The sequence below is a fragment of the Ruegeria sp. I3 genome (genome assembly GCF_056532525.1).
On the sequence record NZ_JBQFNI010000008.1, the window covers coordinates 76,152 to 90,572 of the forward strand.

The following is a 14,421-nucleotide window of genomic DNA, read 5'->3' on the forward strand; positions in this document are numbered from 1 at the left end:
GCCGGGCCGGCCCGATTACGTTGAGGCAGAAGGAAATACTGATGTCCAAACGCGACTATTACGAAGTGCTCGGCGTGTCCAAGGGCGCTTCTGCGGATGAGATCAAGAAAGGCTTTCGCTCGAAAGCCAAACAGCTGCATCCCGATCGCAACAAGGACAACCCCGATGCCGAAGCGCAGTTCAAAGAGGCCAACGAGGCTTACGATGTTCTGCGTGATGCTGAAAAGAAAGCCGCTTATGATCGCTTTGGTCACGCCGCGTTTGAAAACGGCATGGGCGGTGGCGGCGGCCGTCCCGGTGGCGGCTTCGGTCAGGGCGATTTCTCCAGCGCGTTCTCTGACGTGTTCGACGACTTGTTCGGCGACTTCATGGGTGGCCAGCGTGGGGCAGGCGGGGGCCGTCGCGCCGCACGCGGTTCAGACCTGCGCTATAACCTGCGGGTCACGCTGGAAGAGGCTTATGCAGGCCTGCAGAAAACCATAAACGTTCCTACGGCTGTGGCGTGTTCCTCTTGCGAGGGAACTGGTGCCGAAGGTGGTGTTGAACCTACTGCATGTCCGACTTGTTCCGGCATGGGCAAGGTTCGCGCGCAACAGGGCTTTTTCACGGTTGAGCGCACCTGCCCGACCTGCTCTGGTTTGGGTCAGATCATTAAGAACCCTTGTAAGTCGTGCCAAGGTGCGGGGCGTGTTGAAAAAGATCGCGCATTGTCCGTGAACATCCCTGCCGGTGTCGAGACCGGCACCCGGATTCGTCTGGCCGGTGAGGGTGAGGCCGGAATGCGTGGTGGTCCTCCGGGTGACCTCTATATTTTTGTCGAAGTTTCCGAGCACAAGCTGTTCGAACGTGACAGCGTGAACCTCTATTGCCGTGTGCCAGTCAGCATGGCCAAGGCAGCACTTGGCGGTTCGATCGAGGTGCCGACCATCGACGGTGGTCGCGGTCGTGTACAGATTCCTGCCGGCAGCCAGTCGGGTCGCCAGATGCGCCTGCGTAGCAAAGGCATGCCCGCCCTGCGTGGCGGAGGCATCGGGGATATGTTCATCGAACTTGCCGTGGAAACTCCGGTCAATCTGACCAGTCGTCAGAAAGAACTTCTGCGTGAGTTTGATGATTTGGGTGAGGATAACCATCCGGAATCTAAAAGCTTTTTCTCTTCTGTAAAGTCCTTCTGGGATGGCATGAAGGGTTAAACGGTTAAGCAGGGGGGCTCTGCCCCCATCGCCCTTTGGGCGACCCCCCCGAGATATTTATGGCCAGATGAAACAGGGGATCCGTGTGTTGCCGATCCGGCGGGCAGGGATAGAGCGCGTTAACTTTTCGGAAACCGATTCTGCGTCAGAGTGGTGTTATGACCCAAGACGCCTTTGCCGAAGCCCCCATGCTGTTCGATACGGATGAAGCACCGGCGCAGCCGCTGCCCGTTGGTCGGTTACCCTCCTACATCAAAGACCATCGCAAGCGGCTGCGCGAAAGGTTCATGTCTGGCGGATCAGCAGCGATGCCGGATTATGAACTGCTGGAACTTGCTCTGTTCCGATCCATCCCGCGTCAGGATGTGAAACCGCTGGCGCGCGCGCTGATGGAAGCGTTTGGTGATTTCAATCGTGTGTTGACGGCACCCGAGGAACGGCTGCGTCAGATCAAAGGCGTTGGGGACACGGTGATTACCGATCTGAAAATCCTTGAGGCCTGTGCCCATCGCATGGCGCGTGCCCGGGTGATGCAACGGCATGTGATCTCGGGATGGGATGCGCTTCTGGACTATTGTCACACCACGATGGCGCACCGCGAGATCGAGCAGTTTCGTGTGTTTTATCTAGATCGCAAGAATGTGCTGATTGCGGATGAAGAGCAGGCTAAAGGCACGGTGGATCATGTGCCGGTCTATCCGCGAGAGGTCGCGAAGCGGGCGTTGGAACTCAATGCCTCGGCTCTGATCCTGGTCCACAATCATCCATCCGGTGATCCGACGCCGTCGCAGTCGGATATCGATATGACCAACCGGATTCAGGATGCGTGTTCCGCCCTTGGGCTGACTTTGCATGATCACCTGATCATCGGGAAATCGGCTGAACTGAGTTTCCGCTCGCAAGGCTATTTGTAAGGGTTATCGGATCCAAACTTCGACCCGACGATTCACCTTGCGGCCCCATTCGGTGTCGTCGCAGGCCATCGGCATGGCCTCGCCAAAGCCCTCGACACTGATTTCGATGCTGTCGGGGAGGCTGGTTTCGACCGATGCCAGCACTGCGTTTCGGACGGTTTTGGCTCGCTGCAGGGCAATACGTGAATTGGCGACCGCCGCGCCCTCGCCGTCACTAAACCCAACAAAGATCAATTGACGCGCCTCCAACGTTCCGCTTTCCAAAGCTTGCGCAAGGTTCAAGATGTTTGACCGGGACTGAGCATCGGGCCGCGAAGACCCCGGTTCGAACCGAAAGGACAAAGATAGCCGCGAAAGTGGACGGAGAGTTTCGATCATGCGCTGCAACTCTTTCAACCCGACCTCAGCTCCACCGGTGCTGATCGCATTGGCCAGCCGATCGCCTTGCAGCCCAACCTGGATTGTTTCAAGGGATTGATCGACAAATCCGGCTTGCCGGATGACCATCTGTGCGGCGCTGCTTTGGGTATAGGCCAAAAACTGTCGCGCGACTTTGGGCAATCGTCGTTGCGGCAAATAGAAAAACATGGGTGAGGTCAGCGGATAATCTTCGGTCTTGACCGATTGCCGTGTTGCCGACAGGGCATGTCCGCACCCACCGGTCAGAGGCAGGGCGCGTACAGTCCCGGCCTCGGCAAGGCTGGCGACGCCGAGCGCGAACGGGTCGTTCGAGACTGTGCGCACCAGATCGCTGTTGCGGTCATGGCGTGTGATCTGAGCTGCCATATGTGCGTTGGCAGGTGCCAGCAACAAATCCTCGACCGCCTGATCCAGCCCGGAACCGACCTGCGGAAGATGCAGAGAGATCGGCGCATCGGGACCGCCGAGATCGCTCCAATTTGTGACCTCGGCGGTAAAGACCATCACCAGATCAGCAAGTGAAATCTGACGCACGGGATTGTCGCCCGACACAATCGGAACGATTGCATCCAGCGCCAAGACGCGGGACCGGCGGGTTTGCGTCAGATCTCCGAGCCCGGCGTTTTTGGTCAACTCCAGCTCGTCCGGTCGAATTTCGCGCTGTGCCAACACGATATCTGCGGTGTTCTCTGCTAGATCGGCAAACCCGTCAGAGGTGCCCGCTGCGCGAAATGTGAATCTGGCCAACGGCGCCTGCCGGTCGGGGTGATGTAGAGCGTAGACCTCCAGGTCCCCGGTGCCTTCGGAGTGCGACAGGGTCAACCCTTCCTCAGCGGCAAAGCCCTGTACAAGCGCAGGCAGCAACGTTTCCGCAATCACCGATGAGCCAGAGAACCGAACTTCGGCCACAAAATCCGTCAGGTTGGGGCAAGCTGGGCCGTCGCAGGTGACCCCTGATCCATCGACCGTCAGCTCTCCGAACTGTGTATCGACACGGTAGAATTCACCGTCGTAACCAAGAAGGGTGCCGACCACTTCGACCTTGCCGTCATGTGAGGTCAAGGTGATGTCCTGCGCGGATGCGCCCTGCGATAGGGATAAGGCAAAAAGCGCGGCGAACGCCGCACGAAGAATGCTCATTGGAAACCGTAGATCTGCCTGCTGCTTATTTGGCAGCGATTGTCAGGTCTGAGAACAGATTATTCAACACCAGAAAATCGCCAGCTGCCTCACAACCGGGCATATCCAGCGACAGGTCGCGTGAGCGTAGCCGTTCCGCGCGCCATTCCAATGATTGCACGCTTAGGGGCTTGCCGCAATTTGCTTCGGTGACCTCAGTTTCAACCGACAGAGTGATACTTCCGGCCTCGGTTGCGGTCTCGATGGGGTATGAATAAACCTCGATATTGCGCGCGACGTCCGAACCGCCCTGACCCAGATGGATCACCGAGCCCGCGCCGCCGGTCTGGGACCCTGACCACACGTGGCCTTCTTCCCCGTAACCTGCGCCGAATTCCAGCGCATGAAGCTGCAGATCGGTTTCGCCCTGCCACTGCAAGGCAAACCGGTTGAAGCTGTTGATCTCGGGCACATGCGTCGTCGCAACGGTGCCTTTCTCATCCGGCAGCGAGATCAGGAAAATAGCGTATTCCGACAGCGCCGGGATGGTCAGGTTCAAGCCGCCAAGCGCATCGGTCTCGGTGCTGAAAACCAGCCCGTTGTGATGAACCTCAATGGTCTCATTGGCGTGGCAGGGGGCCTTGACCCGCAGCCGTACGTTGGCGCCGGGCACAGCCATGGCGCGCGCGCTCATATCGCAATTCGAAGGCAAACGGCTGGTTTCTGGCGCTGAGCGTATGGATTGAGATAGATCCTTGGGACGCGTTTCTGTCGGGGAAGAAGAGGTCAGGACAACGCTTTCCAGTCCGGTCAGGTCCGAGTCCTGTTCCGAGATCGAAGCGACGCGTTCACCGCTCGGCTCAGCATTGGGTTGCTGCGCCGATCCGCTTTGCATCAAATATCCAATGGCCAGAGCGCAGGCAACGGTTCCGCCCGTGGTCACGTAGTTCTTAATGACAAACAAGACACCCTCCCCAGTTGAAGGAGCGAGTCGCAATTTGCTTCCCAATCAAGGCCAATATGTGGCCGTGAGGCGGACTCATTGTGGTGGAAAGCAGGTGACGTTAAGTCAACCTGCCGTGGCAATGTTTGAATTTTTTCCCCGAGCCACAGGGGCAAGGATCATTGCGTGACGGGTTACCCCAAGTCGAAGGATCATCCTCAACAAAACCCGGACGACTGTCACCAGACGCTTCAGCTTCGGCGATCGCCTCAGCATTCCCGGCAGCTTGATCCACAGCTTTCTGCGCCTGTGCCTGTTGCGCCGCCATCTGCGCGAGCATTTCCTTCTGTTCTTCTTCGCTCAGCGGGCGCACGCGCGACAATTGCTGAGTGACGGTTTCGCGCAAGGAATCAAGCATCCCTTCGAACAGCTGGAAGCTTTCGTTCTTGTACTCGTTCAGCGGATCGCGCTGTGCATAGCCACGGAAACCCACGACCGAGCGCAGATGCTCCAGCGTCAAAAGATGTTCGCGCCATTTGCCATCGATAGTCTGCAGCAGAACCTGCTTTTCGATGTTGCGCATGTTTTCCGGGCCAAAGGCCACGGCCTTCTGCGCCATCATTTCATCGGCGGCCTTGATCAGACGTTCGCGGATTTGCTCGTCATCCACGCCTTCCTCGGCGGCCCAGTCCTGAACCGGCGCATCGATGGTTAGCTTGTCTTTGACCGCTTCGTGCAGACCTTCTGTATCCCATTGATCTGCATATGATTTTGGCGGCATGAATTCGTCGATCATATCGTCGATCACCTGCTCACGCATATCGGACACGACATCCGACAGATCATCCGCTGACATGATTTCACGCCGCTGGCTGAACACGACTTTCCGCTGATCGTTCATCACGTCGTCGAATTTCAGAACGTTTTTGCGCATGTCAAAGTTGCGACCTTCGACTTTGGATTGCGCCCGTTCCAGCGATTTGTTCACCCAGGGGTGAATGATTGCCTCGCCCTCTTTCATGCCCAGCGTGGTCAGGACCTTGTCCAGACGTTCCGAACCGAAGATGCGCATCAGGTCATCTTCCAGGCTCAGGTAGAACACGGTGCGGCCCGGGTCACCTTGGCGTCCCGAACGCCCGCGCAGCTGGTTGTCGATCCGGCGGCTTTCATGACGTTCGGACGCCATTACGTAAAGACCACCGGCCTGCAGCACCTTTTCCTTTTCTTCCGCGTGCTTGGCTTCTTCTGCCGCACGCAACTCGGCCGGGTCAGCCTCGGGGTTTTCGGCCAGCGCCTGTAGCACCTTCATCTCAACGTTACCGCCCAGCTGGATGTCAGTACCGCGACCCGCCATGTTGGTGGCGATGGTCACCGCACCCAGACGGCCGGCATCTGCCACGATCTGGGCTTCCTGTTCGTGCTGACGGGCGTTCAGAACATTGTGCTTGATACCCTCCTTAGTCAGCATCTGGCTGATCACTTCGGACTTTTCGATCGACGTGGTGCCGACAAGAACCGGCTGACCTTTTTCACCGGCCTTTTTGACCTGTTCAATAATGGCACCGTATTTTTCGACTGTCGTGCGATAGACCTGGTCGTCTTTGTCCTCACGCGCGATTGGTTTATTGGTCGGAACCTCGACCACACCCAGACCATAGATTTCCTGAAATTCTTCCGCCTCGGTCAGCGCAGTGCCGGTCATGCCGGACAGCTTGTCATAGAGGCGGAAATAGTTCTGGAATGTCACACTGGCCAGAGTCACATTCTCGGGCTGAATCTGTACGCCTTCCTTGGCTTCGATGGCTTGGTGCAGACCTTCCGACAAGCGGCGGCCCGGCATCATCCGACCGGTGAATTCGTCGATTAGCACCACATTGCCATCCCGAACGATATAGTCCTTGTCGCGTTGGAACAGTTTATGCGCGCGCAGGCCCTGATTGACATGATGCACTACAGTGGTGCTTTCGGGGTCGTACAGCGAATGCCCCTCGGGCAGCAGACCCGCTGAAAGCAGTTGCTGCTCCAAAAACTCGTTGCCTTCATCGGTGAACGTCACGCTGCGGCTTTTTTCATCGAGCGAGTAATGATCGTCCTGCAGCGTCGGGATCACGGTATCGATGGCAGTATAAAGGTCCGATCGGTCTTGTGCCGGCCCCGAGATGATCAGCGGCGTCCGCGCCTCATCAATCAGGATCGAGTCGACTTCGTCGACGATCGCGAAATTGTGGTGCTTCTGATAGACCTGTTCCAGATCGGCCTTCATGTTGTCGCGCAGATAGTCGAAGCCCAACTCATTATTTGTGGCATAGGTGATGTCACACTTGTACGCCGCCATCTTCTCGGCATCCGGTTGGCCCGACCAGATCACACCGGTCGTCATGCCAACGGACGCAAACACCTTGCCCATCCATTCCGAGTCGCGCTTGGCCAGGTATTCGTTCACCGTGACCACATGCACGCCCTTGCCGGTCAGTGCATTCAGATAGGCGGGGAAGGTGGCGACCAGGGTTTTGCCTTCACCCGTTTTCATTTCCGAGATATTGCCCTGGTGCAGGAACAAACCACCCATCAACTGCACATCAAAGGCCCGAAGACCCAGGGCGCGCTTGGCCCCTTCGCGGACATTGGCAAATGCTTCCGGCAGCAAGTCATCCAGTTTTTCACCGTCCAGCGCTCGTTTGCGCAGCTCAGCGGTTTTCTCAATCAGGCCATCGTCGGTCAGGATCTCGAACTCCGGCTCCAGCGCATTGATCTTTTCGACCAGCGGGCGGGCCGCCTTGATCTTGCGGTCGTTCGGTGTTCCGAACACCTTTTTGGCGAGCGTTCCGAGTCCCAGCATGTTCACTCCAGCGGATCTGTTTTTTTCTTGGTTGCGACAGGCTTGCCCACCTTGCGCGCAGCCCCTAGATACGGGGGGTGAAAGGCGGCCCTGTCCAAGGCTTCAAAGCGATGTAAGGGGCAGGTTCCACAGTGTCAACGCTGCGCCCTGTCGCGGCAAAGAAATAGGATAATTCCATGCCCAAAGGCCTCACTTTTCTGCCATCGCTTGCGCTTGCTGCCGTGATGGCGTTGCCGCTGGCCGCCCAGGACGCACCGGATGCCAACACCGTGGTTGCGCGCGTGAACGGCGACGAGATCACATTGGGTCACGTCATCGCCACCGCCTCGGCGCTGCCGGCGCAGTATCAGCAGCTTGAAGATGAGGTGCTATATGATTTCATCCTCGAGCAACTGGTCCAGCAGCACCTGCTGAGCCTTGAACAGGAAGAGCTGAATACACTCAACGCCCTTCGACTGGAAAACGAAACCCGGTCCCTGCGCGCCGTGCAAACCGTCGAAGCGCTGACAGCCGCCAGTGTCACTGATGAGGCCATACAGGCCGCCTATGACACGCAATTCGCCGAGTTTCAGGGCGAAGACGAGTTCAATGCCAGCCACATTCTGGTCGAATCCGAGGACGAAGCCAAAGCTGTCAAAGCCCAACTTGAAGAAGGCGCAGATTTCGCTGAGCTAGCGAAAGAAAAATCCACAGGACCCTCTGGCCCCAATGGCGGTGCGCTGGGCTGGTTCGGCAAAGGCCAGATGGTGCCCGAGTTTGAAGGTGCCGTGCTTGGCCTTGAAAAGGGTCAGGTCTCGGATCCGGTGCAAACCCAGTTCGGTTGGCACGTGGTCACGCTGAACGACAAGCGCAAGACCGAGGCCCCCGAATTGGCGGTCGTGCGCGATGAATTGGCTCAGACCATTCGGCAAGAAGCAATTCAGGCCAAGATTGACGAGTTGACGCAGCAAGCGCAGATCGAGCGTCCCGCGCTCGAGGGCGCTGGCCCCGAGGTCATGCGCCAGCTGGAGCTGCTGCAGGAGTAACCCCGTGGCCACGATAACCAAGGTTTCACCGCTGGCCCCGGCGGCCTTCCCCGAATTGCCCGCGATCGACGGTGTGCGCTTCGCCACTGTCGAGGCTGGTGTCCGATATCAAGGCCGCACCGATGTGATGCTGGCCGTTCTTGATCCGGGCACTTCGGTGGCGGGGGTGTTCACCCGCTCGGCCACCCGTGCGGCCCCCGTTCTGGATTGTCAGGACAAGATCGGCGGGCCCCGCGACGGGCCTGCAGCGATCCTTGTGAATTCGGGCAACGCCAATGCGTTTACCGGCCATTACGGGCAGACCTCAGTGGCCGAGGTGACGCAAGCCGTCTCCAAAGCTACCGGAGTCGCGGTAGATCGGGTTTTTACCTCGTCGACCGGTGTCATCGGCGAGCCGCTGCCCCATGACCGCATCGTTGCACAGCTTGAGGCGTTGAAGGCGGGCCTCAGCCGTCACGCGATTGAGGACGCGGCGCGCGCGATCATGACCACCGACACCTTCCCGAAGGGGTCGTCGGCGCAGGTCGATATTGGCGGCCAAACAGTCTCTATTGCAGGGATAGCGAAGGGTTCCGGCATGATCGCGCCCGATATGGCGACGATGCTGGTTTATATCTTCACCGACGCTCAGATCGAGCAAACAGCGCTGCAAGCGATGCTGGGCGCGCAGACCGACCGGACCTTCAACTGCATCACCGTGGATAGCGATACCTCGACATCCGACAGCCTCTTGCTTTGCGCCACCGGGGCATCGGGCGTCGATGCCACCGGCAATGCCGCTTTCGCGCAAGCGCTGGAAACAGTGATGTTGGACCTTGCGCAGCAAGTGGTCCGCGACGGCGAAGGGGCCACGAAATTCGTAGAAATTCGTGTGACCGGCGCCGCCACGGATGCTGATGCCAAAACCCACGGGCTGGCTATCGCCAACTCCCCGCTGGTCAAAACCGCCATCGCGGGCGAGGACCCGAATTGGGGCCGCATCGTCATGGCCATCGGCAAATCCGGTGCTGCTGCAGACCGCGACCTTTTGAGCATATCGTTCGGAGACATCCTTGTGGCTGAAAAAGGCTGGGTCAGCCCCGACTACCGCGAGGAAGACGCTGCGGCCTATATGAAAGGTCAGGATTTGGTGATCGCAGTCGATCTGGGACTGGGTCAGGGCGCTTCCACCGTCTGGACCTGCGATCTGACCCACGGCTATATCGAAATCAACGCGGATTATCGCTCGTGAAGACAGTATTGGTGTCTGCTGTCGCTCTGATCGACATCGAGGGCCGCGTCCTGCTGGCCCAACGCCCCGAGGGCAAATCCATGGCCGGTCTGTGGGAATTCCCCGGCGGCAAGATCGAACCCGGAGAAACCCCCGAGGCCGCCCTGATCCGCGAATTGCACGAGGAACTGGGCATCGACACCTGGGCCTCGTGCCTCGCCCCGCTGACCTTTGCTAGCCACAGCTATGACGATTTCCATCTGCTTATGCCGCTATTTGCCTGCCGCAAATGGGAGGGGATTCCGCAATCGAAAGAAGGTCAGGCGCTGAAATGGGTGCGTGCGAATGATCTGAGGAACTACCCGATGCCTGCGGCAGATGTGCCGTTGATCCCGGTTCTGAGGGATTGGTTGTAGTTCAGGAGCAGCGCAAACTGTCAAAAGCTCTGGCTGGCTGACAGGCAGATTATCTTTCACGAAAATGGTCAGCTGCGCTGAAAAATCCGGGCTGCCTTCATCACCGGTTCAACGTAAACGCCATAAAGTGATCGATAATCTTTGGTTTCCGGCCCGATACCGAACTGCAGGTCTTCGCGGCCTTGAGGCACATAGAGCGTCCCGCCCAGCCTGTCCCAGATTGCCAACCCGCCACCCATGTTTTTATCCCAGTGCTTGGGATCACTTGAGTGATGGATCTGATGCATGGCTGGCGAAATCAGCCATTTTTCGACATGCGGGCCAAAGCTGACCCATGCTGGACTGTGACGCAGGACACCGCCGATAATGTTGGAGGCAAAGAAAATGACGTTCGCCCCACCAATTTGATAGACCGTCAGATGATCTCCAAACAGGCCCCAAAACACACCATTTACTATCGCGGCTGCGCCTACCGTGCAGAACACGAAAAATACAGTATCGAACGGGTGGTGCCGTTCAGCTGTCGCAAAGTTCAAATGTTCTGCTGAGTGATGGATTTTGTGGAATTCCCAGAGCAACGGAACCTTATGTTGCAGATAGTGCAACCACCAGCGCATGAAATCGTTGACCAGATACAACGTAATGGTCAGTGCGATTGCGGCCCAAACCGAACCTTCATCATTTTGAAGATTTACGCCCAGAGTTCTGATCTCATCTGCGATTACAGGCGTCAATTTCCAAAGCGTCCTCACAATCCAATCGAGTACGAACACATAGAGGACCGGATTAAGCACGAGAATTACGTAGTCGATAAACGCCGAACGGGATCGCCAAACCTCTTTCCTGAAAAAGACGGAAAGGAACCTTCGGTCATCTCCCCCAATCCTATGAGCATAGATAGCAATGAGCATTCCGCACAGAATATACACCCAAAAATGCCGCAGGTTTGCATTATCAACAATGCCTGAGATCTTGGATACGGCTATCTGAGCCAGTTCTGATGGATCCATTGCACCGCGCCCGCGTGTATTTTCCGACATGAGTCCTGTCACATAAAAAACCGGCGGAATTATGACGCTTTGTTTCGTTCTGCCAGTCGTCTACCCCGCCTCACAGATCGCTAAATTTTGCGTTTAGCGAACCCTGCTGCTGTTCCTATAGTCTCCACTCGTGATCTTGATTTGTTCTTTCCGCTAAACACGGGCAACAAGACAATAGGTCCGTCGCGATCTGCTTTATGACGGGACCGCCCAACTCAAAGGGATGTAAGTTTTGTACAACTCGAAAGGTTGACCCAGCCTCCTTGTTACAATTCGTAAGAATTGAGAAAACATCAGGCAAAACTTGACGCTGATCGTTACGACGTCCCTTATCGGGGCATTGGCGTTCGGGCACCATCCCGAACCCGCCATTTTCGGCCCGGGGAGGGGTCGGATGGGGAGGAGAGAAAGATTGGCTCAGACGCAGTCGGGCGCTGAAGGGATGGACTCTCTTCCGGCGCTATTACACCGCAATGTGACCCAGTTCGGGGATGCCCCGGCCTATCGGGAAAAGGAATTCGGGATCTGGCAATGCTGGACCTGGGCGGAAGCCGCCAAAGAAATCCGTGCCATCGCGCTTGGGTTTCTAGAACTTGGCGTTGAAAAGGGTGACCATATTGCTGTGATTGGTCGGAACCGTCCCGCCCATTACTGGTCGATGGTTGCCGCTCAAATGGTAGGCGCGGTGCCGGTGCCTCTGTATCAGGATTCGGTCGCCGAAGAGATGGCCTATGTGCTGGAACATTGCGGTGCGAAATATGTCGTCTGCGGTGATCAGGAGCAGGTCGACAAGGTCATTGAAATTCAGGAAAACCTGCATCAGGTCAAACACATACTCTACACCGACAAGCGCGGGATGCGGAAGTATGACCACTCGCAGATGAACGCGCTTGAGGACATCATGGCCGAGGGCAGTGCGGGGCACGCGCGGTTTGATGCGGAACTGGACAAGCGCATTGCGGCGATCACTTACGATGATACCTGCGTTATGCTTTATACCTCGGGCACTACGGGCAAGCCCAAGGGCGTGGTGCTGTCGAACCGCAATGTTATCGAAAGCGCTAAGAACTCGGCGGAATTCGATCATCTGACCCGGAACGAAGACATCCTGTCTTACCTGCCGATGGCTTGGGTCGGCGATTTCATATTCTCCATCGGTCAGGCCTACTGGTGCAGTTTCTGTGTGAACTGCCCCGAAAGCGCCGATACGATGATGACCGACCTGCGCGAGATCGGGCCGACCTATTTCTTTGCTCCACCGCGCGTGTTCGAGACCCAGCTGACCAATGTGATGATCCGGATGGAGGATGCGGGCAAGCTGAAGCAGCGCATGTTCCATTATTTCATGGCCCATGCCAAGAAGGTGGGTGGCCTGTTGCTGGACGGCAAGCCGGTGGGCTTTGGCGACAAGCTGAAATACACGCTGGGCAATTTGCTGGTCTATGGCCCGCTGAAAGATACGCTTGGCTATGGCCGGTTCCGTGTGGGCTATACGGCGGGTGAAGCGATCGGGCCGGAAATCTTTGATTTCTACCGCTCTTTGGGCATTAACCTGAAGCAGCTTTACGGTCAGACCGAAGCGACCGTGTTCATCACCGTGCAGCCGGATGGCGAGGTACGGGCGGATACGGTTGGTGTTCCGGCGCCGGATGTCGAGCTGAAGATCGATGATAAGGGCGAGATTCATTACCGCTCACCCGGCGTGTTCGTCGAGTATTACAACAACCCGGATTCGACGGCTTCGACCAAGGATGCCGAAGGTTGGGTGGCGACGGGGGATGCCGGGTTCATCGAGGAGAATTCAGGCCATCTGCGGATCATTGATCGTGCCAAAGACGTGGGCAAGATGGCTGATGGTTCGATGTTTGCGCCGAAATATGTCGAGAACAAGCTGAAGTTCTATCCCGATATTCTTGAAGTCGTGCTGTTCGGGAATGGCAAGGATCGATGCGTGGCTTTCATCAATATCGATTTGACAGCGGTTGGAAACTGGGCGGAACGCAACAACGTGGCCTACGCGTCCTATCAGGAACTCGCGGGACATCCTCGTGTGTTAGAGACGATTCGGAGCCACGTTGAAGAGGTAAACAAGTCGGTCGCGGCGGATGAAATGCTATCGGGCTGTCAGGTGCATCGCTTTGTGGTTCTGCACAAGGAACTGGATGCCGATGATGGCGAGATGACTCGGACCCGCAAGGTGCGGCGTGGGTTTGTCGAGGACAAATTCAGCGACATTATTGCGGCGTTGTATGACGGGTCGTCGAGCGTTTCGACCACGACTGAAGTGACCTATGAAGATGGTCGTAAGGGATCGATTTCTGCGACGTTGGAAATTGTCGATGCGCCAGTGGTTCCGGTCGCGCAGCACAAGGTGGCGGCGGAATGAGTGGGCTGAAGCGCGCCGCTCGACCTGCGGTCATCGCCCCGCCCGCCGTCCCGTTTTTGTGTCAGGGAGGTTCTGATGCTGGATAACTCCGAAGGATATGTCACCGAAGACGGCCGCAAGATCGGCGGTGTGGTGATGGAGATGAAGAACATCACCCTGCGCTTTGGCGGCGTGGTGGCGATCAAGGATATCTCGTTCGACATCCGTGAAGGTGAGATCCGTGCGATCATCGGGCCGAACGGGGCGGGTAAGTCCTCGATGCTGAATGTGATCTCGGGCTTTTATGTTCCGCAAGAGGGTGAGGTTTGGTTTCACGGTGCCAAACGCCCGCCGATGCGGCCCTTTGAAGTAGCCCAGCAAGGGATCGCGCGGACGTTCCAGAACATTGCCTTGTTTGAAGGGATGAGCGTTCTGGACAACGTCATGACCGGGCGTTTGGGTTTTATGAAGACCAATATTCTTCAGCAGGCGCTGTGGAAGGGTAAGGCCGAGGCAGAAGAGACCGAGAATCGCGAGGCGGTCGAGAAGATCATTGATTTCCTTGAGATTCAGCACATCCGCAAAACGCCGGTGTCCCGGTTGCCTTACGGGTTGAAGAAACGGGTCGAACTGGCGCGCGCGCTGGCAGCGGAACCGAAATTGCTGCTGCTGGATGAGCCGATGGCCGGGATGAACGTCGAAGAGAAAGAGGACATGAGCCGCTTTATCCTCGACGTGAATGACGAGTTTGGCACCACGATTGCGCTGATCGAGCACGATATGGGCGTGGTAATGGATCTGAGCGACCGTGTGGTTGTGATGGATTACGGCAAAAAGATTGGTGACGGCACCCCGGATGAGGTGCGCAACAACCAAGAAGTCATTGATGCCTATTTGGGGGTCAGCCATGACTGAGGTCCGGGCAGAATTGGGGAGG

General features: G+C 57.2%; 11 protein-coding genes. 7 read left to right on the forward strand and 4 right to left on the reverse strand.

What is annotated here, in order from left to right; translation table 11 throughout:
* Positions 1-41: 41 nt before the first annotated feature.
* Together dnaJ and radC are read left to right on the forward strand one after the other, a co-directional pair.
* Positions 42-1,193, forward strand: coding sequence for a molecular chaperone DnaJ (dnaJ, locus tag ACR0L9_RS18115; RefSeq protein ID WP_170408772.1), 1,152 nt, complete (start codon positions 42-44; stop codon positions 1,191-1,193).
* Positions 1,194-1,351: 158 nt separating this feature from the next.
* Entirely contained in the window at positions 1,352-2,107 is a 756-nt protein-coding gene (radC, locus tag ACR0L9_RS18120; RefSeq protein ID WP_170426295.1) for a RadC family protein, read from the forward strand.
* A gap of 3 nt (positions 2,108-2,110) precedes the next feature.
* On the opposite strand, the gene ACR0L9_RS18125 is transcribed toward radC, so the two are convergent.
* The 3 genes from ACR0L9_RS18125 to secA form a co-directional block, all read right to left on the reverse strand.
* A complete protein-coding gene (locus ACR0L9_RS18125; protein WP_480896344.1) occupies positions 2,111-3,667 on the reverse strand; it encodes a phosphate ABC transporter substrate-binding/OmpA family protein in 1,557 nt (518 codons plus the stop codon).
* 25 nt (positions 3,668-3,692) lie between these two features.
* Entirely contained in the window at positions 3,693-4,610 is a 918-nt protein-coding gene (locus tag ACR0L9_RS18130; protein ID WP_480896345.1) for a hypothetical protein, read from the reverse strand.
* 100 nt (positions 4,611-4,710) lie between these two features.
* Positions 4,711-7,428 (reverse strand): preprotein translocase subunit SecA, encoded by a 2,718-nt coding sequence (secA, locus tag ACR0L9_RS18135; protein WP_480896346.1) that lies wholly within the window; start codon positions 7,426-7,428, stop codon positions 4,711-4,713.
* Between the two features lie 176 nt (positions 7,429-7,604).
* Here secA and ACR0L9_RS18140 point away from each other — a divergent pair, with 176 nt between their 5' ends.
* From ACR0L9_RS18140 to mutT, 3 genes are read left to right on the forward strand one after another with little or no spacing between them, the layout of a single operon-like run.
* Positions 7,605-8,453 (forward strand): peptidylprolyl isomerase, encoded by an 849-nt coding sequence (locus ACR0L9_RS18140; RefSeq protein ID WP_170399297.1) that lies wholly within the window; start codon positions 7,605-7,607, stop codon positions 8,451-8,453.
* Between the two features lie 4 nt (positions 8,454-8,457).
* Positions 8,458-9,684 carry a bifunctional glutamate N-acetyltransferase/amino-acid acetyltransferase ArgJ gene (gene argJ, locus ACR0L9_RS18145; RefSeq protein ID WP_170598547.1) on the forward strand — a complete coding sequence of 409 codons (1,227 nt, stop codon included), beginning with the start codon at positions 8,458-8,460 and terminating at the stop codon, positions 9,682-9,684.
* A complete protein-coding gene (gene mutT / locus ACR0L9_RS18150) occupies positions 9,681-10,079 on the forward strand; it encodes an 8-oxo-dGTP diphosphatase MutT (RefSeq protein ID WP_170399291.1) in 399 nt (132 codons plus the stop codon). Before argJ ends, mutT begins: the two co-directional genes overlap by 4 nt.
* 68 nt (positions 10,080-10,147) lie before the next feature.
* On the opposite strand, the gene ACR0L9_RS18155 is transcribed toward mutT, so the two are convergent.
* Positions 10,148-11,119: a sterol desaturase family protein gene (locus ACR0L9_RS18155; protein ID WP_480571689.1), complete on the reverse strand. Its 972-nt coding sequence runs from the start codon at positions 11,117-11,119 to the stop codon at positions 10,148-10,150.
* Positions 11,120-11,561: 442 nt separating this feature from the next.
* On the opposite strand from ACR0L9_RS18155, the gene ACR0L9_RS18160 reads away from it, so the two are divergent.
* Together ACR0L9_RS18160 and ACR0L9_RS18165 are read left to right on the forward strand one after the other, a co-directional pair.
* Positions 11,562-13,505 (forward strand): AMP-binding protein, encoded by a 1,944-nt coding sequence (locus tag ACR0L9_RS18160; protein WP_170613582.1) that lies wholly within the window; start codon positions 11,562-11,564, stop codon positions 13,503-13,505.
* 75 nt (positions 13,506-13,580) lie between these two features.
* Positions 13,581-14,399 carry an ABC transporter ATP-binding protein gene (locus ACR0L9_RS18165; RefSeq protein ID WP_170426283.1) on the forward strand — a complete coding sequence of 273 codons (819 nt, stop codon included), beginning with the start codon at positions 13,581-13,583 and terminating at the stop codon, positions 14,397-14,399.
* The last annotated feature ends 22 nt before the right edge of the window (positions 14,400-14,421 follow it).